Below are 23,385 nucleotides of genomic sequence, written 5' to 3'. Positions count from 1 at the left end.
TTGTGCTGGTTTATGGCCGGAAGCCTGCCACAGGCGCGCGGAACGGGCCAGAGCCGGACCGTCTCCCCGCCGGGCTCCCGTCTTGCCCCGGAACGTCGTGTATCGGAACGCCTTGGGCCGGGACGCCCCGGACCGGAACGTCGCGGACCGGAACGTCGCGGACCGGAACGTCGCGGAACGCCGGGACATCATGGCGGCGGGAGCGGTGAAGCATCCGCGGGCGCCGCCGCCGGGCGCAGGGCGGCGATGGGCCTGGCCGGGCGGCAGCGCCCGCCTCCTCCCCTCCCCTGACAGAACCCGGACAACGCCCTATGTTCCGGGCATCAGACGGGCAAGGAGGACCGACCCATGCTGAACCCCGCATCGCCGTTGCCGTTGAAGGACCCCACGCTTTTCCGGCAGGCCAACTACCTCAACGGCAAATGGGTCGAGGCCGATAGCGGCCAGACCATCGTGGTGAAGAACCCCGCCACCGGCGAGGCGATCGGCGAGGTGCCGAACATGGGCGCCGCCGAGACCCGCCGCGCGATCGAGGCCGCGAACGCCGCCTATCCCGCCTGGCGCGCGATGCTGGCGAAGGAGCGCGCCGCCATCCTGCGCAAGCTGAACGACCTGATGCTGGCCAATGCCGACGACCTTGCGGTGATCATGACCGCCGAACAGGGCAAGCCGCTGGCCGAGAGCAAGGGCGAGATCGCCTATGCCGCCAGCTTCATCGAGTGGTTCGCCGAGGAGGCCAAGCGCATCTACGGCGACACCATCCCGCAGAACGCCAAGGGCCGGCGCATCCTGGTGCTGAAGGAGCCGATCGGCGTCTTCGCCGCCATCACGCCGTGGAACTTCCCTGCCGCGATGATCACCCGCAAGGCCGGTCCCGGCTGGGCCGCCGGCTGCACCGGCGTGATCCGCCCGGCCTCGCAGACGCCGTTCTCGGCGCTCGCGCTGGCCGTGCTGGCGGAACGCGCCGGCATGCCGGCCGGCGTCTGCAACGTGCTGACCGGCGGCTCCGGCGCCATGGGCGGGGAGCTGACATCGAACCCGCTGGTGCGGAAACTGTCCTTCACCGGCTCCACCGAGGTCGGCGCCAAGTTGCTGGAACAGTGCGCGCCGACGATCAAGAAGACGTCGATGGAGCTGGGCGGCAACGCGCCGTTCATCGTGTTCGACGATGCCGACCTGGATGCCGCCGTGCAGGGTGCGATGGCATCCAAGTATCGCAACACCGGCCAGACCTGCGTGTGCGCCAACCGGCTGCTGGTGCAGGACGGCGTGTATGACGCCTTCGCCCAGAAGCTGAAGGCGGCGGTCGAGGCGATGAAGGTCGGCAACGGCATGGAACCGGGCGTCAGCCAGGGCCCGCTGATCAACGCCGCGGCGGTGGAGAAGGTCGAGGAGCATGTGCGGAACGCCGTGTCGCTGGGCGCGACGATCGTCACCGGCGGCAAGCGGCACGCGCTGGGCGGCAATTTCTACGAGCCGACGGTGCTGGCCAACGTGCCGCACAACGCGCTGATCTTTTCCGAGGAGACCTTCGGCCCGGTGGCCCCGCTGTTCCGCTTCAGGACGGAGGAAGAGGCGATCCGGCTGGCGAACGACACCCAGTTCGGCCTGGCGGCCTATTTCTACGCCCGCGATGTCGGCCGCATCTTCCGCGTGGGCGAGGCGCTGGAATACGGCATCATCGGCATCAATGAGGGCATCATCTCCACCGAGGTGGCGCCGTTCGGCGGCGTGAAAGCGTCCGGGCTGGGCCGCGAAGGGTCCAAGTACGGGATCGAGGACTATCTGGAGATCAAGTACCTGGCGCTGGGCGGCATCGGTACCTGATACCCGGCCGCCCCGGCCGTCCGTTGCCTTGCGCGACGGCGGACCGGGGCGGCACCGTGTTGGCGCACCACCGGCACCGCACTGGCACCACACGGGCACCGCACGGGCAATCGCGTTGGGCCACCGCCTCGCGGTGGATCATTTTCCTAAAATGCCATCATCTTGCCCGAATGATGTGGTAGATGCCGCGCCATCCGGCGGTGTTGCGCCGTGATGCGGTTCGTTGCGGCAGGTGAAGGCGATCGGACGTCCTGATATTCAAAATCGTCGGCCGGTGTCGACCGCGGCGGAACCATGCGCGGCGCCATCGCCGCTGAGCCCCCCTTTCATCATCGCGGGCACAGCGCCGGCATCCGCGCCTTGCGATCGAAAGTCCAAGGCCGGCACAACATCTTTCCGACACCATGCAGGTACGCGGCGGATCGGCCAGCCGCTTCGCTCCCGCACGAATTCTTCTCGCTGCCGAGCCGATCTGCTAAACTGTTTTCGAAATAATCAAGTCATCGATCCCGTTTCCCCAAATTGACAAAAGGAACGCAGCCATCATGGCAATAACAGGCTCCGTGGGCGCCAATGGCGCCAACGCGCGCGCGGATGCCGTCGTCATCCAGGTCGCATTGAACCTGGTCCGCCAGCCCGGCGATCCGCCGTTGGCCGTGGACGGATCGGTCGGCCCCGGCACCATCGGCGCGATCCGGCAGTTTCAGGCCAACGTCATGCAGGCCGGCACCCCCGACGGACGGGTCGACCCGGGCGGCCAGACCCTCGCCGCCCTGCGCCGGCGCCTGCCGCCCTTCATTACCTCCCACTCGCTGGCCGGCTTGGTCCTGCAAGGCATCATGCCGACCGCCACCGCCGCCAAGGTCGCGCAATATGCCGCGCCCATGCAACGCGGCATGGCAAGGCACGCCATCACCTCCGCCCTCCGCCAGGCCCATTTCCTCGCCCAGCTCGGCCACGAAAGCGGCGGGCTGGTCTACAATGAGGAACTGGCGGATGGCCGCGCCTATGACGGCCGCGCCGACCTGGGCAACACCCGGCCGGGCGACGGCCCCCGCTTCAAGGGACGCGGCCTGATCCAGCTGACCGGCAGGGCCAATTACAAGGCCTTCGGCGACAGCATCGGCCGCGACCTGACGACGGAGCCCAACAATCGCCTGGTGGCCACCGATCCGGGCCTTGCGGTTGACGCCGCCTGCTGGTTCTGGGACACGCGCAGCCTGAATCCACTGGCGGACGCGGATGACATCGAATCAATCACCCGCCGCGTCAACGGCGGCCTCAACGGATTCCAGGACCGCAAGGCCTATCTCGCTCGGGCCAAATGGTTCTTCGGGATCTGATCCCGACGGCAGGCGAATTGAGAGCTGGCGAATAAGCGGCCCGCAAATCAGGCCTTGCCGAATGCAGGATCGGCGAGCCGGGAGCCGGCGGACCAGGCCGGCGCTCGCGGCTCTGCTTGGCGGCGGCTTGCTGGCAAGTGTCTTGCTGGCCAGTGTCTGGCCGGGCGGCGCGGCGCCGGTCTCCCCGGTCATGCCCATCCGCTTCCCACCGGGCGCCACCAGCACCACGGTCCAGGGCGCGGTCGCCCGTGGCGAGCAGGCCGTATATGCCATCGGCGCGGCGGCGGGCCAGCGCATGACCGTCGCGATCACCTCGGTCGAGCACAACGCCGTGTTCCAGCTGTACCGGCCGGGTGCCACCGCCAGCGCGCAGGATGGCACGCTCATGGTCTACGGGAATACCCTGGCGGGCGCCGGAGAGGGCGATGACGCCATGCGCTGGGCCGGCCCGCTGCCGAAATCCGGCACCTATCTCCTGGTGGTCGGCGCCACCCGCGGCGGCGCGGATTACCGCCTGAGCGTCTCCATCACCCGATCCGGCTCGTAGGGCCGCGCCGCCCTTGCAGGCGTGCCCGGCCGCCCGGGCCGGACATTCCGCCGCCCCTCTCGCGCCACGCTCTCTCGTCACGCTCTGGCCTGTCGCACCGTTTCGGGCCACACTGGCCAGCGAGTTGGGACGGGAGGAAGACGATGCGGCAAATGGTGTTGGTGGGTTTCCTGCAAGCGCAGAACTGCACGACCCTCGCGAGCGCCTGGCGGCATCCGGAGGCCCGCACCGACTTCACCTCCGCCGCCTATTACCAGCGGATCGGCCAGGTGCTGGAAGAGGGGAAATTCCAGCTTGCCTTCTTCGACGACCGGCTGGCGATGCCCGACATCTATGGCGGCAACCCCGCCGAGGTGGTGGCCAACGGCGTTCGCGTGGTGAAGATCGACCCGGTGGTGACCCTGATGGCGATGGGCTTCGGCACACGCTACCTGGGCATCGGCTCCACCGCCTCCACCACCTATTACGAACCGTTCGACGTCGCCCGCCGATTCCAGACCGCCGACCTGATGCTGGGCGGGCGCGTCGCCTGGAACGTGGTGACATCCGTCAATGACGGCGAGGCCCACAACATGGGCCGCGAAGTCCACATGGACCACGACCTGCGCTACGACCGCGCCGACGAGTTCATGGAAATCGTCCTGAGCTGCTGGGACGGATGGGAGGACGACGCGCTGGTGGTCGACAAGGCGTCCGGCCTGTTCGCGCATCCCGAGAAGGTGCACCGGCTGGAGTACGAAGGGAAATTCCTGAAGTCCTCCGGCACCTTCACCGTCCCCCGCTCACCGCAGGGCCACCCCGTCATCATCCAGGCCGGCTCCAGCAACCGCGGCAAGACTTTCTCGGCCCGCTGGGCGGAGACCGTGTTTGTTGCCTATCCGGATCTGGAGGACGGCAAGAAGCAGTATGCCGACGTGAAGGCCGAAGTCGCCCGCCTGGGCCGTGATCCGGAGAAGATGACCGTCAATACGATCGTCTATCCGGTCGTCGCCGAGACGCGCGCCGAGGCCGAGGACAAGATGGCGCTGATCGCCTCGCTGTACAAGGAGGTCGACGGCCTGTCGCTGTTGTCGGAGGCGCTGAATTTCGACTTCAAGACCAAGGGCCTGGACGAGGCGTTCTCCAACGAGGAGCTGGCCGGGATGTCCGGCATGCAGGCGATGCGCGACCGGGTGATGCGGGTGACCGGCCGTAACCCCACGGTGCGCGACTTCCTGGAGGTGACGCGGCGCGGCCGCCCGCGGGAAACCGCCGTCGGCAGCGGTAAGGACGTGGCGGACTACATGGAGCAGTGGTTCACCGAACGCGCCTGCGACGGGTTCGTGGTGGCCGGCACCCATACGCCCGGCACGTTCGAGGATTTCGTCCGCTTCGTCGTCCCGGAACTGCAGCGCCGGGGGCTGTACCGGACGGCCTATACCGGCGCGACCCTGCGGGAAAACCTGGGCCTGCCCCACCCGACGCGCGGCGACTGGCGGCTGCGCGCGTAACCGGCGGGCCATCCGCGCCTGGCCGGTGACGCCTCCACGCCCCCCCAAGCAAACCAACCCGGGCAAACCAACCCGGGCAAACCGACCCGAGCGGCGCAACGCGAGCGGCGCAACTGGCGACGGGCCGAAACGTTCTGCATCCACCAGAAAGGTGCGACACATGGGCAGAGCGACCCGCCTAGAGGAGCTGAAGCAGGCCCTGCCGGAGCATATGCGGCCGCCCCCGCCGCCGCCCTTGGCGTCGCCAAGGCAGATTCCGCTGGCCGGCTGGAAGGATGTCGCGGTCTGCACCTTCCAGGAGGTGAACGCCAACAACATCTTCCTGATCGCCGGCGGCGTCACCTACACGCTGCTGCTGGCGCTGTTCCCCGCCCTGGCGGCCTTCGTCGCCATCTACGGTCTGCTGCTGGATCCGGCGCAGGTCGAGAAGCAGATCAAGAGCATCGCCGCGGTGCTGCCGGCCCAGACCACCGATCTCGTGGCCATGGAACTGCACAACCTGGTGGAGGCATCCGGCCGGTCGCTGACCATCGGCGCGCTGGCGGCGCTGCTGTTCGCCTTCTGGACGACGTCGCGTGGCACCAGCGGCCTGATCAGCGCCTTCAACATCGCCTATCAGCTGCCGGAGACCCGCAGCTTCGTGCGCTTCAACCTGATCGCCATCGGCTTCACCCTGTGCGGGATGCTGGGTGCCGCGATCGTCATCGCCCTGATCGGCGTGCTGCCCGCCATCCTGCTGTTCGTCGGCCTGGGCGCGGTGCTGAAATGGTATCTGCTGGCGGTGCAATGGCCGATCCTGCTGGCGGTCGTGGTCGGCACCCTGGCGGTGCTGTACCGGTACGCACCGGACCGGCCCGCCGTGGCCTGGCGCTGGGTGGTGCCCGGCGCGCTGATCGCCACGCTGCTGTGGCTGGCCGCGACGTATGCGTTTTCCCTCTATGTCGCGCATTTCAGCTCCTACAGCGCGACCTATGGCTCATTGGCCGGCGCGGTCATCCTGCTGACCTGGCTGTACCTGTCCTCCTTCGTCGCGCTGCTGGGCGCCGTGATCAACGCGCAGGTGGAGCGCGAGCTGGCCAAGATCGTGTAGAACGGCCAGCCACAGGAGGAACGACCCATGACCACGAAGACCGTCCTGGTCGCCGGCGCCACCGGCCTGGTGGGCTATGCCGCGCTGAAGCAGTTTGGCGGCGATCCGGACTGCACCGTGATCGCCCTGTCGCGCCGCCGCCCGCCGGGATTCGACGGGCGGCATATCCCGTTGGACCTGACGGACGGAGAGGCCTGCGCCGCCGCTTCCGCCACGCTGCGCGACGTCACCCACCTGGTCTATGCGGCGCTGTTCGAGCTGCCCGGCCTGGTGGATGGCTGGCGCGACCGTGAGCAGATCGACACCAACGACCGCATGCTGCGCAACCTGCTGACGCCGCTGATGTGGCATGCGGCCGGCCTGCGCCATGTGACCCTGCTGCAGGGCACCAAGGCCTATGGCGTGCATGTCCGCCCCCTGGCCGTGCCGGCGCGGGAGGGACGGTCGGAGATGCGGGAGCAGCCGAATTTCTATTGGGCGCAGGAGGACTTCCTGCGCGGCGCCCAGCGCGGCCGCGACTGGTCCTTCACCATCCTGCGGCCGGTGCTGATCGTCGGCGAGGCGATTGGCGGCGCGATGAACCTGATCCCGGCGCTGGGCGTCTACGCCGCCGTGATGAAGGAGCGGGGGCCGGTGCTGCCCTATCCCGGCGGGGCCGCCCGGGTCAGCCAGGCGGTGGATGCCGATCTGCTGGCTCGCGCGATCGCCTGGGCGGGCGAGGCGCCGGCCGCGCGGAACGAGACCTTCAACGTCACCAATGGCGACGTGTTCACCTGGCCGAATGTCTGGTCCGCCATCGCCGAGGCTTGCGGCATGCGGCCCGGACCGGCGGAACCGTTCAGCCTGCGCGCGATCACGTCCGCCGAGTGGGAGCGGATTCGCCAGCGCCACGCCCTGGCCTCACCGCCGCTGGCGGAATTCGTCGGGCTGTCGATGGAATATGCCGACTATCAGATGCGCTTCGGCCAGCGCGAACCCGGCCGCCCGGCGATCGTGTCGACGATCAAGATCATGCAGGCCGGGTTCCATGACGTCATCGATACGGAAACGATGTTCAGGACCTGGTTCAGCCTGTTCCAGCGGAAGCGTCTGCTGCCACCTGCCTGATCTTCTTCACATCGGCACGCCCGCCGCTGAGGATATACAGCGTGTCGGACCCGCTGGTGAGGTAGCGGACGCCCAGGCGCAGCAGCCAGGACTGGAACGTCACATCCTCCCGCACGCCGCCGACGCCCATCGACTTGCCGTGCTTCCTGGCCGCCGCCGCGACCGTTTCGAAGGCGGTGCGCATCCTTTCGTGCTTGTAGTCGCCGGGGATGCCCATCTCGGTCGACAGGTCGGTCGAGCCGATATGCAGCGTGTCGATCCCCTCGACCGCGGCGATAGCGTCCGCGTTGGCCACCGCCTCCGGCGTCTCGATCATCGCGATCAGCAGGGTTTCCTGGTTCAGCCGCCGGCAGATCTCCGCCTGGCCCAGCGGCGCATAGCCCAGCGCCGGCACCGTGCCGGCGGCGGAGCGATGGCCGTGCGGGGCGAACCGGCAGGCCTCGACGATGGCCTTCGCCTCGGCGGCGGTATTGACATGCGGCACCATCACGCCCTGCGCGCCGCAATCCAGGATACGGGTGGAATCATGCGGGTCGTGCGAGGACACGCGGCAGATCGGCGTGATGCCCAGGCCCAGCGCGGCGACGCAGATGCCGGCGGCGGTCTCCAGCGAGGTGGGATTGTGCTCCAGGTCGATATACAGCGCGTCGAAGCCGCAGGCGGCGGCGATCATCGCGATGTTCGGCGTGCGGAGCTGGTTGACGCCGAAGCACAGCACCAGTTCCCCGACGGAGAGTTTGCGTTTGGCGCTGTTGACGCCGATGTCATGTGGCATGGGTTTATTTCCTGGACGTGACAGGTTGGCGGCCGGCGCTACATCCCCTCCCGCACAACCGGGTTGGTCAGCGTGCCGATGCCGGTGATTTCGATGGCGATCGTATCGCCGTGCTTCATGTTCAGGGTGGCGCCCTCGGTGCCCATCCACACCACGTCACCGGGCTGCAGGGTCAGGCAGGTCGTCATGTTCACCAGGTAGTCGACCACGCCGAAGATCATGTGGTTGGTGGGGAACTGGAAGACCTCCTTGTCGTTCAGCCGGATCTTCGTCACCAGATCGTCCAGCTTCACATCGGTCTCGATCCATGGCCCCATCGGCTTGAACGTATCGGTGTTCTTCGACCGCCACATGGTGCGGTCGGCCTTCTGCCAGGTGCGTTCGCTGACATCGTTGCCGATCGTGTAGCCCAGCACGGCCGACAGCGCATTCTCTCGCGTCAGGTGCTTGCACCGCCGGCCGATCACCACGACCAGCTCGCCCTCGTACTGCACCTGGTCGGTGGCATCGGCGGGGATGACGATCGCCTCCCCTTGCGCAATCAGCGCGTTGTTGGCGCGATAGCCGATATCGGCCTGCGTCGGCAGGTTCGGTGCCTGGCCGACCTTCTCGGCCACCTCCTTCACATGTTCGGCGTAGTTCATGCCGGCGGCATAGAAGGTCGGCGGGATCACCGGCACCAGCAGCTTCGTCTCCACCAGCTTCCGCCGCTCGGCCGTCTTTTCCCACGTCGCGAACGGCGTGCCGCGCACCGGGATCACCGTCTCCCCCTCGACGATGGCGTAGCTTGGGGTGCCGTTCAGATCGATGCGAGCCCAGCGCATGGATGTATTCCCTTATGAGGTTTGCAGTTCCTCCTGCATCCTGGCACGCATGATGAATTTTTGCATCTTGCCGGTCACCGTCATCGGGAAGTCGTCGACGAAGCGGACATGGCGCGGGATCTTGTAATGGGCGATCTGGTCCTTGCAGAAGGCCTTCACCTCCTCCTCGGTCAGTGACGTGCCGGCGCGCAGCTTGATCCAGGCACACAGCTCCTCCCCGAACCGTTCGTCGGGCACGCCGAAGACCTGGACGTCCTGCACCGCCGGATGCCGGTACAGGAACTCCTCGATCTCGCGCGGATAGATATTCTCGCCGCCGCGGATGACCATGTCCTTGATGCGTCCGACGATGGTACAATAGCCGTTCGGGTCCATGGTCGCCAGATCGCCGGTATGCATCCAGCCGGCACGGTCGATCGCCTCGGCGGTCTTTTCGGGATCGTCCCAATAGCCGAGCATGACGGAATAGCCGCGGGTGCAGAGTTCGCCGGCGGTACCGCGGGGCACGATCCTGCCGTCGGCGTCGACGATCTTGATCTCGACGTGCGGGTGGGGGCGGCCGACCGTTTCGGTCTGCTGCTCGATCGTGTCGCCGATGCGGGTCTGCGTGCTGACCGGGCTGGTTTCGGTCATGCCATAGCCGATGGTCATTTCGGTCAGGTGCATGTCGCGGATGCAACGGCGCATCACCTCGATCGGGCATGGCGCGCCGGCCATCATCCCGGTGCGCAAGGAGGTCAGGTCGAATGTCTTGAATTCGGTATGGTCAAGTTCGGCAATGAACATGGTGGGAACGCCGTAGAGCGAGGTGCAGCGTTCCTCGGCCACCGCCTGCAGGGCCGCCAGAGGATCGAAGCCCTCCCCCGGGAAGACGATGGCGGCGCCGTGGGTCATGCACGCCATCACGCCGATCACCATGCCGAAGCAATGGTACATCGGCACCGGGATGCAGACGGAATCCTGTTCCGTGTAGTGCATCAGTTCGCCGCAGAAGAAGCCGTTGTTCAGGATGTTGTGGTGCGTCAGCGTCGCGCCCTTGGGCTGCCCGGTCGTGCCGGAAGTGAACTGGATATTGATCGGGTCGTCGAACTGCAGCGTGTCCCGCAGCGCCTTCAGCTGCTCACGATGCTGGTCGTGGCCCAGGTGATAGACCTTCTCGAGCGCGAAGGTGCCGGAATCGCTCTCACCGATCTGGATCACCGCCTTCAGCGACGGCAGGCGCGCGGCATGCAGCTCACCCGGATGGCTGACCGCCAGCTCGGGCGCCAGGGTGCTGACCATGCCGATATAGTCGCTGGTCTTGAAGCGGGTGGCGGTGACCAGCGCCTTGCAGCCGACCTTGTTCAGCGCGTACTCCAGCTCCGCCAGGCGGTAGGCGGGGTTGATGTTGACCAGGACCAGGCCGGCCTTGGCGGTGGCGAACTGGGTGATGACCCATTCGGCGTTGTTCGGCGACCAGATGCCGATACGGTCCCCCGGCTGCAGCCCCAGCGCGATAAGGCCGGCGGCCAGCGCGTCCACCTTCTCCCCCAGCTGCGCCCAGGTCAGGCGCACGCCCTGCTGGCGGGCGATCAGCGCCGGCCGGTCGGGCCAGCGTGCGACGGTGCGATCGAAATGCTGGCCGATCGTCTCCCCGATCAGCGCCTTGTCAGAGGCGCCATGCGCGTAGCTGGGCGCGGGTCTGGACATCGCGAGGCTCCCTGAAACATCTGGTTGGCCGGGTTATCGCGCATCAGGGCGGGGGGTTACAATGGGTTGAACGCGGGATGAGAACCCGGGCAATGCCGACGATTGCCCGATACGCGCCGGTCCGCTAAATCGGTCTGGAACAAAACGTACACAGGCTTCTCCGGCTCCACGGGTCGCCAGGCCTGGAACCATCACGCGGCAGAAGGCTTGCGCATTCGCGCGAATCGGACAGCAGGTGTTAGCGATGCAGCATGAAATGGACCTGGACGGCATGAGCAAGATTCCGCCCGTGACCACGGCTGCGATGACTGATCCATCTGCCGATCTCCTCCGATTGGTACGCGATCAGAAATTCGCGTGTATTCTGGCGGATCCGCCGTGGCAATTCATCAATCGGACAGGCAAGGTCGCGCCGGAACATCGGCGGCTGTCTCGCTACGGCACTATGGGCTCCGAGGCCATCTCTGCCATGCCGATTACCACCATCGCGGCAGCGACCGCGCACCTGTATCTGTGGGTACCCAATGCCCTCCTGCCGGAAGGGCTGCAGGTTATGGCTGCCTGGGGCTTTCAGTACAAATCCAATATCGTCTGGCGCAAGATCCGGAAGGATGGCGGCAGCGACGGGCGTGGTGTCGGCTTCTATTTCAGAAACGTCACCGAACTCGTCCTGTTTGGCGTTCGGGGAAAGAGCGCTCGAACCCTGGCGCCAGGCCGAACGCAGGTCAATTATCTGGAAACCCGCAAGAGAGAACATTCCCGGAAGCCGGATGAAATCTATCCTATCATAGAGGCCTGCAGCCCCGGTCCGCGGATCGAGCTATTTGCACGTGGCATACGCCCCGGATGGACGGTTTGGGGCAACGAAGCAGAAGAAAACTATAAGCCGAACTGGAAGACGTACCGGCACAACTCGGCAACGGATCGCCCGGCGCTGTTCGCCGATGCGGATTAGCCGGATGCACACCGGACTGTCTTGGCGTCGCCATCATCCACGATTGGCAAAAAGCAATGTTTGAAGTCCTGGTCAAGAAGGGGTTTCAGGTCGAATTTCATTCCCACTCGCGTGCCATCCTTGGCACTGACTTTCCGATTGCCGTGGCGGAACTTGAAACGGCCTTGACCAAGTCAACCATACCAATCGAGGAAATCGTCGCTGGTGGCGGTGGGGAGGCAAAAGGTACACAGCGGCTGCGGCGCGCTCTGGCCAGCCTGAATTGGCCCAAATTCACCTTCACGATCGAAAAAATCATCAACGGCGAAAAGCGGGAGAGTGTCTCCCATCAGATTGATCATGTTCGGACTATGCAGGATGTTGGCAGGATTGCACTCGAAATAGAATGGAATAACAAAGATCCATTCTATGATCGGGACCTGGAGAACTTCAAGCGCCTGCATGCGGACGGCGCTATTTCCGTGGGCGTCATCGTCACGCGCGGGCGATCGCTTCATGACAACATGCGCACCTTGATCGGTCGCTTCCTGCAAGAACGCCAGATCTACAGGCTGGAAGATCTGGAACAGTGGGGCTACAGCCCGACCGCGCGGCAACGCACCACTATCCGCGGCCGTATGGAACGGACACGGAATCCGATCAGCTTTCAGGATGCCTTTACCGATGTGTTCGTCGCCGACAAGTTCGGTGAAGCCACGACTCATTGGCGCAAGCTGGAGGATCGCGTCCACCGCGGCGTCGGAAACCCTTGTCCGCTCCTTCTGATCGGGCTGCCGGATTCGATTGTTACATTTCACGAGGGCAAGGGCGCCCTGGCCGAAGTGGAAGCGGCAGATGCCTCGCCCGCGGAGGAGACTGGCGTGAAGAGCGATATTTCTTAGGCTGCCCGGCACTCGACCTGACGCGGACGGCTCCTCCGGTCCACCCGGCTCACCACTGGCACCTGCCCCGCACGCAGGCAAGAATTCTTGCGATTAAGAAACGGAGCGCTTAGACACAGCTCCGGGCGATGAGCCACCAAGCGGCATAACCTCAATCCTGCAGGCCAGATAATGACCGGTGCGGCCAATAAGGATGATTACCTGGACTCCATGCGTAGTTGGAAGCACAGGGGTATCAGTGGCGCAACGCCGCGCATGGCGAGCGCCGCAGTCGCGTGACTGTCGCAAACAAAGATGACACCAACTGGTTCTATTTCGGCCGCAACGGTGGCCTGGTCATCAAGCGTCGCGTTGACCTCTACCAAGGGGATCGCCTGATCCGCTTTTCCGTCAGGAAGCGGCGTGGCGAACCCATCAGCGATGTTCGTCTGTCGCTGTTGCGCATGGTCAGAACCAGGTGAATCTTGTCTTAAAAGTGTCATCTCGCCGGCCGCTTCAAACCCGGCCAGCACCGCCGAACCATGCCATCAGCACGCCGCCCCACCGCTGGAGCCGCGTGCATGGACTATTCCCGCCACTTCAAATTTCTGATCTGCGCCCCCCTTCGAACCAACCGCCATGGATGGCCAGCGCATCGACCAGATCGTCGAGGAAATCCGCCACGACGGCTATCAGGTCACCCGCGCGCGCAAGACCGACGACGCCGAGCTGGTGATCCAGACCGGCGCCGCGGTCGGCTGCGTGCTGCTGGACTGGGGCAAGCGCCGACCGCAGGGCAAGATGGCTGGCCTTGTCTCTTTGATCCGCAAGCGCGGGCTGGACATGCCGCAGGCCTATCGCATTTGCCCGAGCACGGAGCGTGCGAATTTATTGGACCATCCGGAGCGTTTGCGCCTGATGGAAATATCCGGCCGCGCCGTCACCAGCCTTCGAGATGCGCCCCTTCACGTCGATCGACGTGCCGGAAGCGGGACGGATCGTCGATCGCGGTCATGAACGACAGCGCCGTCACCGGGCCGACGCCGGGGATCGCCATGAAGCGTCGGCACAGTTCGCTGGCCGCGACCATCTTCACGACGAGATCGTGCAGCCGGAAATACTCCTTCCAGGGCGCGGCGCGCGCCGTCAGCATGGCGTCCATCAGCTCAGCCGACAGCGGATCGCCAGCTACCGCCTCGCGCACGGCCTGGTCGAACTTGCCGCGGGACGTGCCGCCGAGCTTGATTCCGAAGCTCTTGAGCGCATGACGCACGGCATTCTCCAGGTCGAGAAACTTGCGTTTCAGGTGGCGCCGGTGCGTCAGCAAAAGCCGCATCCGGGAGCAGCTTTCCGTCTTCACATGCGCGGCGTGGAACCAGCCGGTGCGCATGATGTGCGCAATGCAGGGCGCGTCTTTCTCGTCGGTCTTGTTGCGCTGCGCCGACATCGCCGCGCGCACATGCTGGGTCTCCAGACAAATCACCGGCAGGCCGAGCTTCTTGAGTTCTGGATGGAGCCAAGGCGACAATGAGCCCGCCTCGTGGCCGACGCGCCGCAGCCCGGCGACAAACGGCTTCAGCACCGCAAACAGCGCCGATCTCGAATCTTGGCGGCGAGAGCTGGAGCGGACAGATTGCGAACTGGATAAGGCTATCCAGGCCATTCTGGATGGCGTGCCCGGAGCCAGGTTGAAGGACAAGATTGGCACGCTCGGAGCGCGCAAGGTCGAATTGACCGAACGTCTGGCCAACACCCAGGAACCGCCGCCCCTGCTGCACCAGAACATGGCGGAGGTTTATCACCAGAAGATCGCTGTCCTTTACCGGGACCTGCAGAACGAGGAAACCAAGACCCAAGCTGCGGAGACCTTCCGGTCTCTCTGGTCAGCCGGGTGGACCTCGTTCCGGAAGGCGGAACGCTGGCGATACTCCTGCGCGGCGACCTGGCCGCGATCCTCCGGTTCGTAGCGGGCAAGAAAAACCCCGACGTTCTTTCGGCAGCCGGGGTTTTGGACGACCTGCCATCGAAAGAATCGTTGGTTGCGGGGACCTGCACTGATCAGAATTTGCGCAATCCGCAAGGTGAAGTGGCTGCGGGAGGGCGCACCCATCAGAACTTGCGGCCCGGTCAGTTACGCGCATTGGCATCGCGATTTGAGGTGATCGCGGGGGCATGCAACCATCTCAAATTGCTATTCCAGACAGACGCGTGAAGTGTTAACCGCCGCCATGGGGAGCCCCACCTCTCTCTTTAGTTAAGATAGGATCACGCTCACTCCAACCGGGATAAGCTAACCGCCTTGCTTGTCACTTGATCCAATTTCAAAAAGCCTACGGCAAAGCCAGCAATGACAGCCGCCAAACCAAATACCACGCGGTATCCGGCGATCGCCGCGACAAACCCCAACAGACTGCTTGCGAGGGTGGCACCAAGCAAGTACCAAAACTGGAAGGTTGCAATCGCTCGTCCGCGATCGGCAACCAAGTCCACAATTAGCGCTTGAAACACCGGAAGGTAAAGAGCGATAGCAAACCCAAACATTGCACCGAGCGGCACCAGTTGCCAAGGACTCATCGTCATCGCCAATCCGGCAAGAACCGCTGCCTGACTGATCGAAGCAACATTAATGATCCTGATCCGATTACCGCGATCCAATCTCGCTCCATAGATTACCCGAACCAAGATGTTCACCGCTACATAGGCCGCAAAAAAACCTCCAACGGAATGAGTACCGATACTAGGCACATAATCGGCCAAAAAAGACATCACGCAACCGAATCCGACAGCGAGGGAAAGCACCGCGCCTCGTAGCGCCCATGTCTCCCGCCCTGAAGCTTCGGCAGCAGATGAGCTAACCTCACTATGCGGGGGAGCGGGGGTAAACGTCGCGCAGAGACCGGACAACCCAGTGAGAGCGATCCCAATTAAGAAAAGTATGGGAAATGAATAACGCCCTACTACTATCTCAGCCAACCCAGGGCCCACGGCCTGGGAAATTTGGAAAAGCAAACCATGAAGGCCAATGCCTTGTGCCGTTCGGTCCCTAGGTATCAGGACTGTTACCCAAGTTATACTGCCAACAACAACCCCCGACCAACCGAGACCTTGAGTCACGCGCGCAATCCAAAGAGGGATGATCGCTTTAGCGGTTAGAAACAATATCCCGCTTGTTGTCATCAAAAGAACGCCACTGAGGACCAGCGCACGAATTCCCCAGCGTCGCATAACGATCTCACTGGGTCGGATCCCCAACAATAGTCCGAGGAAAAACCCACCCATGACGATCCCTATGCTATCGTCACCCATCCCGAGATGCCGAAGATCGCGTGGCAGGATCGTATACGTAAACACAGTCACACCAGCCAACAGCGTCAGTATGCAAACCTTGAGGAATGATGGGTCGAAAAATGGATTTTCTGGCTCAGGAGTCCTTACTTTTTTTGTGGCCAAAAGACATTTCATCGAACCAAGCGCTTTCCAGAATGGTTAACTACATGCCTAAGTGTCACATATGCTTCGAACGATCAGAACATTTTTGGACAACTATGTTCATGACCCTTTCTAAATCGTAGTTAAGCAAGACCCCGCTCATTCCCCACCGGCCTCGGAGGTAGCGCCGACTCTCATAGGAATATCGAACGTATCGATATAGAATGAGAGTTCTTTGGCCAAGCTTGAAGGGTCACCACCAAAATCTTCAATAGCGTAGTGGTGGGCTCCATATTTTCCTTTGGACGCATTAGAAGATATGCTTCTATTGCACGTGTCATCTGTTCTGGAAACGACACCTCGAGCCACTCGTAGATCTTGTAAACAGTGTCAATTGGGTTTGAAATCAGCTCAGTATATCGGAGATCCAGAAACCTTTTCTCATTGACCGTCTTACGAGTTTTGAACATGCGTTCAAGCGATGTAAATACCCTTGACCCAACATCGGAATATACTTCGCTAGGAGAAACGTATTTGCTTAGTATCTGTCGCAGATGGGACACCTGACTACAAGAAGAGGCAAACGCCTCGACTGGGTTTCTATGGACCAAAATGAAGCGGGCATCCGGGTACACCGCCAATATAGAGTCAAGGTAGCCGAGATGGCTGGGAGCTTTGAACACGATACGGTCAGTCAGGTTATCAGTAGTATCGCCAGAGCCATGCTTGATCACCTGAACAACTCGCTTATGGAAACGATACTGGTGCTCGAGATTTGCGGCGACATACCACTTAAGGTATTCTGGACGATGAGTTGACAAGTTGAAGCTCCACGCTGCGAACTCGTGTTCCAAAAGCCACCGGCACTCTTCAGGGTCACTTGGGTCAAAGGAATGGATCGCACGCAGGTTTCTGTTCTGACGACCCCACAAGGTTTCCGATTGAGCTAGTCGAATGTCCTGCCCATCTCGGTCGAGTATTGGGCATGGCCACCATACCTCCCACAATCGCAGAGTCCGGCTCCGTGGGTCTAGCGCCAGAAGGTTGTGAAGCAACGTAGCCCCACTGCGGGCTAGGCCAGTAATGAAGATAGGTGACGTTATCGGTGTCTCTAGGATTTGGGGATGCGCTTTCAAGGCGCTTTGGATGCGCAATCTGTTGGTCAATAACCTTACGGAACAGTTATGGAAGGTTTGGCGACCTCGCCGGTTGGGACTTTGATTTGACTGTAGTAGCATCCGGAAAGGTTTCAAGAATGTCTCGTCACCCCGATCAAGAGGCTCCTGCGAAGAGCGGAGAAAAGCTCCCAGCAAGCTTTCTTCATCGTATTCCTCGGGTTCGGAGTCTGCAATCGGAATGTCGAACACCACACGCTCCTCGTAATTCGTGGCACCAGGCATCAGAGGCCGATCGGGGCTCCGTGCTACATGACGACGGTGAGATGGTGATACTAGAGCCTTTGATGGACCGTTCCATCGGGCTGCAGGAACGGCCTGAGGGTCTCCGACACGGCATCCCGGACCCTCTGCTCCTGTCCGCTGGACAAGTAATTTGATATTGTCCGGATCCGTTTGATAATTAAGGCTAGCAGATACATTATTAGTCCAATCAGATCCCTGCGCGTCTTCGGATTGATCATAACATCCTGATAGATGGGAACCAGGTATAAAATACATTGGACCGTTGAATTCAGAAACGTCATCGAGGAACAGCGCAATAGTGATGGCGCTTGGCGTTGGCATGCCATCCTCTTTGTGCCAGAAGCTAAAGTCTTGATGCCACGGCCAGACGTCACCGTTAAACGCACACTTCATGTTAATCTTGAATTGGTAGATATATACGTCACCCTCAAGAATCTGTCTGGCGGGTTCTACAAATGCCCGAAGGCGCGAAAGCTGATCAAATAGGCTGGCTCGGCCCTCGACTCCGTGTAGAGCACGTGGAGTGTGTTCGTCTGCTTCGAACGATACGGCGTCTCCACCGAGATCAACTTTAGCGATCGCGCTGAGGACAGCCTCCGTATCTGAGACAGCAACCATCTCATTAAGCAGGAGCAGCCCTTGAGATCGGAACGCCTGGAGTTGGCCAGCAGTTAACATCATATCTTTTTACCTGCGCTGCGAGGTTCAGTCATCAGGGTGAAGCAATCGCGTGCGATACCCTCCGCAAGAGCCCGCGCAGAACCATGTCACCTCCCGTCTCGGAGAGAACGGAACTACACTTGGTCCTAGCGGTCCCACTAACCGTCTAGCGGTCCCACTAACTGTAGGGTGGCACGCTTCGATGGGCGCTATCCGGAAATGAGGCGGAATTGATCGTTGAGATCACCACCTTCTGCGGGTCGGTCCTTGTGCTCGTCCGTCCGTTTTCGCTGCGGCCTGCTGGAGCCCCGAGGGCAGCCGGACAATCGGACAATCTGAACAGCTCCTACCACGACATCTCGGCTATATGTGGGATATTGTATGGTATTTTATAATAAAACTAGGCCTTTATCCGTAGATGATAGGCGATATTTATATTATATGTACTATGGTATTTATAAACATATCTGACCGATTAAGCTGTCGCCATCAGGAGTGTTTCGCTCTGACGGTATCTTTATTTGATTTTAGTGCAAACTGCACGGCAACGTATACTCGCACGCTGCCGCGTACATCATGACGACTATGAGGCGAATGGCGCGGGAAAAGCTGCGCGTCTGACGCAGCCAGCGACAAGAACTGGCTGGTCGACGATGAAAATTTGGCAATTCCTGCCACTTTGGCTAGCCTGGAAGTGTCGGCTTTGCCCTTCTTGACACAAGGCCACGAACCTTAGCCCTAATGTTCCGGGTACCGTCATGAATACATCCTTACACCTCTCTAGACCATCAACGATCGGAGTGGTCGACGAACCGGTGCTCCGAAAAGAGCCGCGTTTTACCCGCCATGTGTATCTTCTCGGTGCAATGCGGGCGACTGGCTCAAAGGGAGAAGACCTCCTTCCCCCGGATCGACGATCTCAAGCTGTGCTCGCGTACCTCTGTCTTACACAGGGACGACGGGTAAGACGAGGCTATCTTAGTAGTCTTGTTTGGGATCGGTCAGAAGAACAGCAAGCTCGCGATTCACTTCGGCATACCTTGCATATCTTGGAAGGAGTGGGCTGGAACTTCGAAAAGGACCGACACACGATCCGCCTCGATGTCACGGAGGTGTATATTGACGCCCTCGAGCCGCCCAGTCGACCCGTGTCACTATTAGAAAGTCTCAATGGGATCTCGAACACATTCGATCAGTGGCTTACAGTGGAGCGATCTCGTTTTGAGCTACGTTGGCAGTCCATCTTTGAAGAGGCACTTTCTAATCTGGTCGATCGGGCGGCACCTCCGACCGAACGAGCCGAAGCGGCAAGGCGACTTCTTAACTTTGTGCCGACGCATGGCCCTGCACTTCGGCAGCTGATGACCGCTTTCGTCGAGATGGAGGATGCATCGGAAGCTGTTCGCGAATATCAGCAGTACCAACGTCGAGCTGCTACACTAAAGCTACCGGTCTCTCAGAAGACGATCGCGCTGTATAAGGCAATCTGCCACGATCTAAGGAAACCCTCGGAACAAACTGAAACGGCGCAACGGACTTACGCCAGTGCCATGCCATTCGTGGTGGAAAACAACACGCCTTTCTCGGCGACGTCGGATGAAATGCTCCGGCCTTCACTTTCGGTCCTGCCGTTTCGTAACCTGTCAGGCGAGTCGAGACACGAATACGTCGTTGAAGGTCTCGTCGAAGACCTGACCGAAATGCTTTCGCGTTTGCCAGACCTTTTAGTAGTATCCCGCCGTTCGGCAGCGGCCTTTAAGGACAAAGACAGATCCCCGCAGGAAATAGGCGACGCGCTGGGTGTACGTTATTTTATCTCAGGTAGCGTGCGAGTCGTGGACCATGCCGTGCGCCTAACCGTAGAGCTAGTTGATACGCAAACTGGCGCGGCTTTGTGGCGGGACCGCAGGGATGCTGAGTTGACGCACTTGCTTGAGGTCCAAAGTCTCCTTGCGGAGGGTGTGGCTCGCACCGTGGCACCTCATCTACGTAGAGCCGAGATCGCTCGCAGCATGATAAAGCGCCCGGAGGATCAAGACGCCTATGACCTTTTCCTGCGTGGTCAGGGGGCCATGCATAACTCATCGCGTGCGGTATTTGAAACAGCTGGCGCACTGTTTGAAACTGCGATTGCTCGTCAGCCAAATTACGCTGCCGCCCTGAGCTGGCTGTCACATTGGCATGTGATGCGTGTCGGTCAGGGGTGGTCGGACGACCCCGCACATGATGCTGAGCTGGCCGAGCGCTTGGCGCGCCAAGCGCTCGAAGCAAACCCGACTGAGTCCATGGCTTTTGGCGTCCGCGGTCATATGGCTGCCTATTTACACCATGACTTCAATCTTGCCTTCGCACATTTTGAAACGGCGTTGCACCTCAATCCCAATTCAGGCCGGACTTGGATGTGGAATGCGATTGCTCATGCCTGGATGGGAGATGGCACAGTTGCAGTAGAGAAGATAAAGCGCGCAGTGTCACTATCGCCGTACGATCCTTTATCGTATCTATATAGCGGCGCAGCCGGCATGGCATATCTTGCAGACTGCCAATATGAACGCGCAATAGAATTTGGACTACGCGCTCGCTACCAGAACGAAGGCTACACAACGGCTTATAAGATCCTAATTTTGTCACTGGTGCTTTCAGAAAGAACTGTCGAAGCGCGCTCCGTCCTTGATCAATTGTTGAAGCTTGAGCCTGAGTTTACGGTGAAGGGCTTTCGTATTCAATCGCCCACAAGTGCTGGCGCCTTCGGCGATCTGTATTGCGATGCGCTGGTCCGCATTGGCGCGCCGCTCTGAACTTAATGCGCTCTTGTGATAGCGTGATTGCTGATCCTGCATTTGACGTGCTCGGCCTGGTCGCTTGGCTCGGCTAAGCTGCCGCTCGTCACCGGGGGCGGCGGCATCGTCCATCCGACATTCATGGTCAACACCGGAAGATAGGATCAGGATGGCCGCCGGAAGAACTCCACGGGATCGGCTTCGAGAACCTCGGCGAGCTTTTCGAGCATGTCGACCGTCGCCGCGTGCTGCTCGCGTTCGAGCATTCCGACATAGTTGCGATTGATGCCGGCACGATCGGCGAGTTCCTCCTGTGACAGGCCCTTGGCGTGTCTCAGCCTTCGCAAATTGGTCGCGACGATCTCCCGCAAGCTCATGCGGAGAGGTCGCCGGCTTCCCTAATATATTGCCACCTAGTGAACTAGGGATTCATACTCGGCGCAAGAAGCGGACTGGCTGTCGGCGATGTGCCTCAAATCGCGAACTGGTTCATTGAACGGCAGACTGGCAAGAGCACGAGACTTGGTAGTGTCTTCGGACCTTGCCGCAGTTCGGATACCAGCATATATGACTACAGTAGTCACCACCTCAAGAGGTGCCATCATACGGGAAATCCAGCTTCGCGACGCCAAGGCCAGCCTCTCGGCCGTCGTCGATGAGGCCGTGCGCGGCGAGCCGGCGATCATCACCCGGCATGGCAAGAAGGAAGCCGTCATCCTGAGCTTCAAGGAATGGGAACGGCTATCCCAGGTGCCATCTTTCGGGCGGCTGCTGATGGCCGCGCCGATCGCGCCGGAGGACTTGCCGGAGCGTGATCGCACGCCGTTGCGCGCCGCTGATCTCTGAGCATCAGTGTATCTAGTCGATACCGATGTCATCTCGGCCGGAGCGCCGTCGCGGGTCGCGCCGGTCGAACTGGTCGATTGGATGGATGCGCACTCGGAGTCGCTGTCGCTCTCGACCGTGACGGTGGCGGAAATCGAAGACGGCCTTGCCAAGCTGCGGCGGGAAGGCGCAGCGCGGAAAAGCGCCGAGCTGGCGGCTTGGCTGGAAGCCGTGCTGCATCTCTATGGCGACCGCATTCTCGCCTTCGATACGGCCATCGCGCGGATCGCCGGCGCCTTGTCGGATCAAGCGCGCGGCCAGGGCCAAGCGCCCGGTTTGGGCGACATCATCATCGCGGCAACGGCGAAACATCATGGACTTACGATCCTGTCGCGCAACGTCCGGTATTTCGCGCCGCTGGGCGTGGCAGTGCTCGATCCGTTCGAGCGCGTGCCGCCGCTCTAAACATGGCGTCCCGATATAACGAAGGAAAAGCAATCGACGCCGTGCTTCGGCGCATCGAAACGCGCGACCGGATGGCGCGATCGAGTGATGGTCGGTCCCCTGACTGTCTGAACGATCCGGCCCCCGCTCCGACGACGCGCTTGCGCGCGGCCTTGATCCCGGCCACGAACGGCGCGGGGCTGGAATTGGCAAAGCTGGTCAAGGCGGGCGCGGCCTCATGCGAGAAACGCTGCGCGGCGAACTTGCTGTGCCGGATGGCGATTTCCTCGAAAATTTCCATGCCCTACAAATTGCGGTTCTGGCACACGGCGCGGAGATAGAACGACGCAATGCCCAACGTCTTCGATCCGACTTCGCTGTTCCAGGCATAGAAGCCTCGGAAATACAAATCCGGCGAACCGTCAGGGAGGCGGCCCGCCTCGATGGGGTGGGTGTCGTCCACCAGGAACAGGAACACGTCGCGGTCGCTGGCGTAAAGCGTCGTCGTCTCGGCCGTCACGTCAACGAACGGGTTGTGCGTCATAGTCGCCCAATCCAGCGCACCCGGCACCTTCCATCGGGTGTCGCCGGTGCCGTCGCCCGCGATGCGCTGCACGGCGGCGATCAACTCGTGATCCCAGATGCGCCCGTAATCCGGGCCGGTGACGGCGCGAAGCTCCACCCGTCCGTCGTCCGCTTCCAGGGTCTTGACCAGTTCGGCGCGGTGGTTGAGCAAGCCGTGTTGCAGGTTGATCCCCGCCAATGGGGCGGGAAGCTGGCGCATGTAGGAAGCGGGGGCGCCGACCAGGCTGCACAACTGCCCGAAGCTCCAATGTGTCGGGGACACGGGTTCGTCCCGGCCCGGCACGGTCAGCGCCAGCCGCTCGGCATCGTCCCGGCTCGCTTCCACCTTCACGGCGCGGCTTTCCACGGTCCGCGCGGTCGTGCTCTCCGCCCGGCGACGCACCGCTTCATGCAAGGCGGTGAGGCTCAAATAACGCTCGTCATCGGGGAGCGAGAACCATTCCGAGGATACGCGACCGATCCGTTGGCCGCGCGAGATGTCCACGCAATAGCCGCTCGTCACGGGCTGTTAGTTCAAAGTTACGGTGTTCATGGGAAGTCTCCTATGGGCTTGGGGTGACAGCGCTGCGCTGCACCTCTGCCTCTGCCACAGCCGGGCCTTCATCGTCCGTGCCTAAAACGGACCCGGGCGCACAACCTATGACTGGCGCCACTATCTGGCGGTGATCCAGCGCAAACCGGGCGCCTTGCGCAACGGCGCGTCGTTCCTGGAATGACCCGATGCCTTCAGGCGA

The 23,385-nt window shown here is 61.8% G+C and carries 19 protein-coding genes and 3 pseudogenes; 14 read left to right on the top strand and 8 right to left on the bottom strand.

Features of this window, described 5'->3' with window-relative positions:
- The first annotated feature begins 348 nt into the window (after positions 1–348).
- The 6 genes from gabD to VHC04_RS07575 all read left to right on the top strand — a co-directional run bounded on the left by gabD (position 349) and on the right by VHC04_RS07575 (position 7,404).
- Positions 349–1,827: an NADP-dependent succinate-semialdehyde dehydrogenase gene (gabD, locus tag VHC04_RS07600; RefSeq protein WP_325679683.1), complete on the top strand. Its 1,479-nt coding sequence runs from the start codon at positions 349–351 to the stop codon at positions 1,825–1,827.
- Between the two features lie 545 nt (positions 1,828–2,372).
- Entirely contained in the window at positions 2,373–3,170 is a 798-nt protein-coding gene (locus VHC04_RS07595; protein ID WP_325679681.1) for a glycoside hydrolase family 19 protein, read from the top strand.
- Positions 3,171–3,297: 127 nt separating this feature from the next.
- The gene (locus VHC04_RS07590; protein WP_325679679.1) at positions 3,298–3,717 is read left to right on the top strand and encodes a hypothetical protein; all 420 of its coding nucleotides are present in this window, start codon (positions 3,298–3,300) and stop codon (positions 3,715–3,717) included.
- A 143-nt stretch (positions 3,718–3,860) separates the two neighbouring features.
- Positions 3,861–5,207 (top strand): LLM class flavin-dependent oxidoreductase, encoded by a 1,347-nt coding sequence (locus VHC04_RS07585; protein ID WP_325679677.1) that lies wholly within the window; start codon positions 3,861–3,863, stop codon positions 5,205–5,207.
- A gap of 160 nt (positions 5,208–5,367) precedes the next feature.
- The gene (locus tag VHC04_RS07580; RefSeq protein WP_325679675.1) at positions 5,368–6,297 is read left to right on the top strand and encodes a YihY/virulence factor BrkB family protein; all 930 of its coding nucleotides are present in this window, start codon (positions 5,368–5,370) and stop codon (positions 6,295–6,297) included.
- Positions 6,298–6,324: 27 nt separating this feature from the next.
- A complete protein-coding gene (locus VHC04_RS07575; RefSeq protein WP_325679673.1) occupies positions 6,325–7,404 on the top strand; it encodes an SDR family oxidoreductase in 1,080 nt (359 codons plus the stop codon).
- On the opposite strand, the gene VHC04_RS07570 is transcribed toward VHC04_RS07575, so the two are convergent.
- The 3 genes from VHC04_RS07570 to VHC04_RS07560 are packed head-to-tail and all read right to left on the bottom strand — an operon-like array spanning position 7,364 to position 10,692.
- Positions 7,364–8,179 carry an HpcH/HpaI aldolase family protein gene (locus VHC04_RS07570; protein WP_325679671.1) on the bottom strand — a complete coding sequence of 272 codons (816 nt, stop codon included), beginning with the start codon at positions 8,177–8,179 and terminating at the stop codon, positions 7,364–7,366. The two genes, VHC04_RS07575 and VHC04_RS07570, sit on opposite strands and share 41 nt — an antisense overlap.
- 38 nt (positions 8,180–8,217) lie before the next feature.
- Positions 8,218–9,003 carry a fumarylacetoacetate hydrolase family protein gene (locus VHC04_RS07565; RefSeq protein ID WP_325679669.1) on the bottom strand — a complete coding sequence of 262 codons (786 nt, stop codon included), beginning with the start codon at positions 9,001–9,003 and terminating at the stop codon, positions 8,218–8,220.
- A 12-nt stretch (positions 9,004–9,015) separates the two neighbouring features.
- Positions 9,016–10,692, bottom strand: a complete 1,677-nt coding sequence (locus VHC04_RS07560) for an AMP-binding protein (RefSeq protein ID WP_325679667.1) — start codon at positions 10,690–10,692, stop codon at positions 9,016–9,018.
- A 244-nt stretch (positions 10,693–10,936) separates the two neighbouring features.
- Here VHC04_RS07560 and VHC04_RS07555 point away from each other — a divergent pair, with 244 nt between their 5' ends.
- From VHC04_RS07555 to VHC04_RS07540, 4 genes and pseudogenes are all read left to right on the top strand, one after another.
- Positions 10,937–11,647, top strand: a complete 711-nt coding sequence (locus VHC04_RS07555; RefSeq protein WP_325679663.1) for an MT-A70 family methyltransferase — start codon at positions 10,937–10,939, stop codon at positions 11,645–11,647.
- A 56-nt stretch (positions 11,648–11,703) separates the two neighbouring features.
- Positions 11,704–12,528 (top strand): BglII/BstYI family type II restriction endonuclease, encoded by an 825-nt coding sequence (locus VHC04_RS07550; RefSeq protein ID WP_325679661.1) that lies wholly within the window; start codon positions 11,704–11,706, stop codon positions 12,526–12,528.
- A 218-nt stretch (positions 12,529–12,746) separates the two neighbouring features.
- Positions 12,747–12,989 (top strand): hypothetical protein, encoded by a 243-nt coding sequence (locus VHC04_RS07545; RefSeq protein ID WP_325679659.1) that lies wholly within the window; start codon positions 12,747–12,749, stop codon positions 12,987–12,989.
- Positions 12,990–13,146: 157 nt separating this feature from the next.
- A pseudogene (locus VHC04_RS07540) lies at positions 13,147–13,296 on the top strand (Orn/Lys/Arg decarboxylase N-terminal domain-containing protein); the annotation flags it as partial.
- A 150-nt stretch (positions 13,297–13,446) separates the two neighbouring features.
- Here the strand turns inward: VHC04_RS07540 and VHC04_RS07535 are convergent.
- Positions 13,447–14,104, bottom strand: a pseudogene (locus VHC04_RS07535) (IS110 family transposase); the annotation flags it as partial.
- 294 nt (positions 14,105–14,398) lie between these two features.
- Here VHC04_RS07535 and VHC04_RS07530 point away from each other — a divergent pair.
- Positions 14,399–14,719: a hypothetical protein gene (locus tag VHC04_RS07530; protein ID WP_325679657.1), complete on the top strand. Its 321-nt coding sequence runs from the start codon at positions 14,399–14,401 to the stop codon at positions 14,717–14,719.
- Between the two features lie 59 nt (positions 14,720–14,778).
- On the opposite strand, the gene VHC04_RS07525 is transcribed toward VHC04_RS07530, so the two are convergent.
- Entirely contained in the window at positions 14,779–15,969 is a 1,191-nt protein-coding gene (locus VHC04_RS07525) for an MFS transporter (protein WP_325679655.1), read from the bottom strand.
- A 161-nt stretch (positions 15,970–16,130) separates the two neighbouring features.
- Positions 16,131–18,038, bottom strand: a complete 1,908-nt coding sequence (locus VHC04_RS07520; protein ID WP_325679653.1) for a sulfotransferase — start codon at positions 18,036–18,038, stop codon at positions 16,131–16,133.
- A 1,037-nt stretch (positions 18,039–19,075) separates the two neighbouring features.
- Here VHC04_RS07520 and VHC04_RS07515 point away from each other — a divergent pair.
- On the top strand, positions 19,076–20,815 hold the full coding sequence (locus VHC04_RS07515; protein WP_325679651.1) for a hypothetical protein: 1,740 nt from the start codon (positions 19,076–19,078) through the stop codon (positions 20,813–20,815).
- A 146-nt stretch (positions 20,816–20,961) separates the two neighbouring features.
- On the opposite strand, the gene VHC04_RS07510 is transcribed toward VHC04_RS07515, so the two are convergent.
- Positions 20,962–21,174, bottom strand: a complete 213-nt coding sequence (locus VHC04_RS07510) for a helix-turn-helix domain-containing protein (RefSeq protein ID WP_325679649.1) — start codon at positions 21,172–21,174, stop codon at positions 20,962–20,964.
- A gap of 190 nt (positions 21,175–21,364) precedes the next feature.
- On the opposite strand from VHC04_RS07510, the gene VHC04_RS07505 reads away from it, so the two are divergent.
- Together VHC04_RS07505 and VHC04_RS07500 are read left to right on the top strand one after the other, a co-directional pair.
- Positions 21,365–21,643: a type II toxin-antitoxin system Phd/YefM family antitoxin gene (locus VHC04_RS07505; RefSeq protein WP_325679647.1), complete on the top strand. Its 279-nt coding sequence runs from the start codon at positions 21,365–21,367 to the stop codon at positions 21,641–21,643.
- Positions 21,644–21,649: 6 nt separating this feature from the next.
- Entirely contained in the window at positions 21,650–22,087 is a 438-nt protein-coding gene (locus tag VHC04_RS07500; protein ID WP_325679645.1) for a type II toxin-antitoxin system VapC family toxin, read from the top strand.
- Positions 22,088–22,217: 130 nt separating this feature from the next.
- Here the strand turns inward: VHC04_RS07500 and VHC04_RS07495 are convergent.
- Positions 22,218–23,153: pseudogene (locus tag VHC04_RS07495) on the bottom strand (DUF932 domain-containing protein); the annotation flags it as partial.
- Between the last annotated feature and the right edge of the window lie 232 nt (positions 23,154–23,385).

This window comes from Rhodopila sp., assembly GCF_035548095.1.
Lineage (GTDB): Bacteria > Pseudomonadota > Alphaproteobacteria > Acetobacterales > Acetobacteraceae > Rhodopila.
This window is presented reverse-complemented; position numbering and strand designations above follow the sequence as displayed.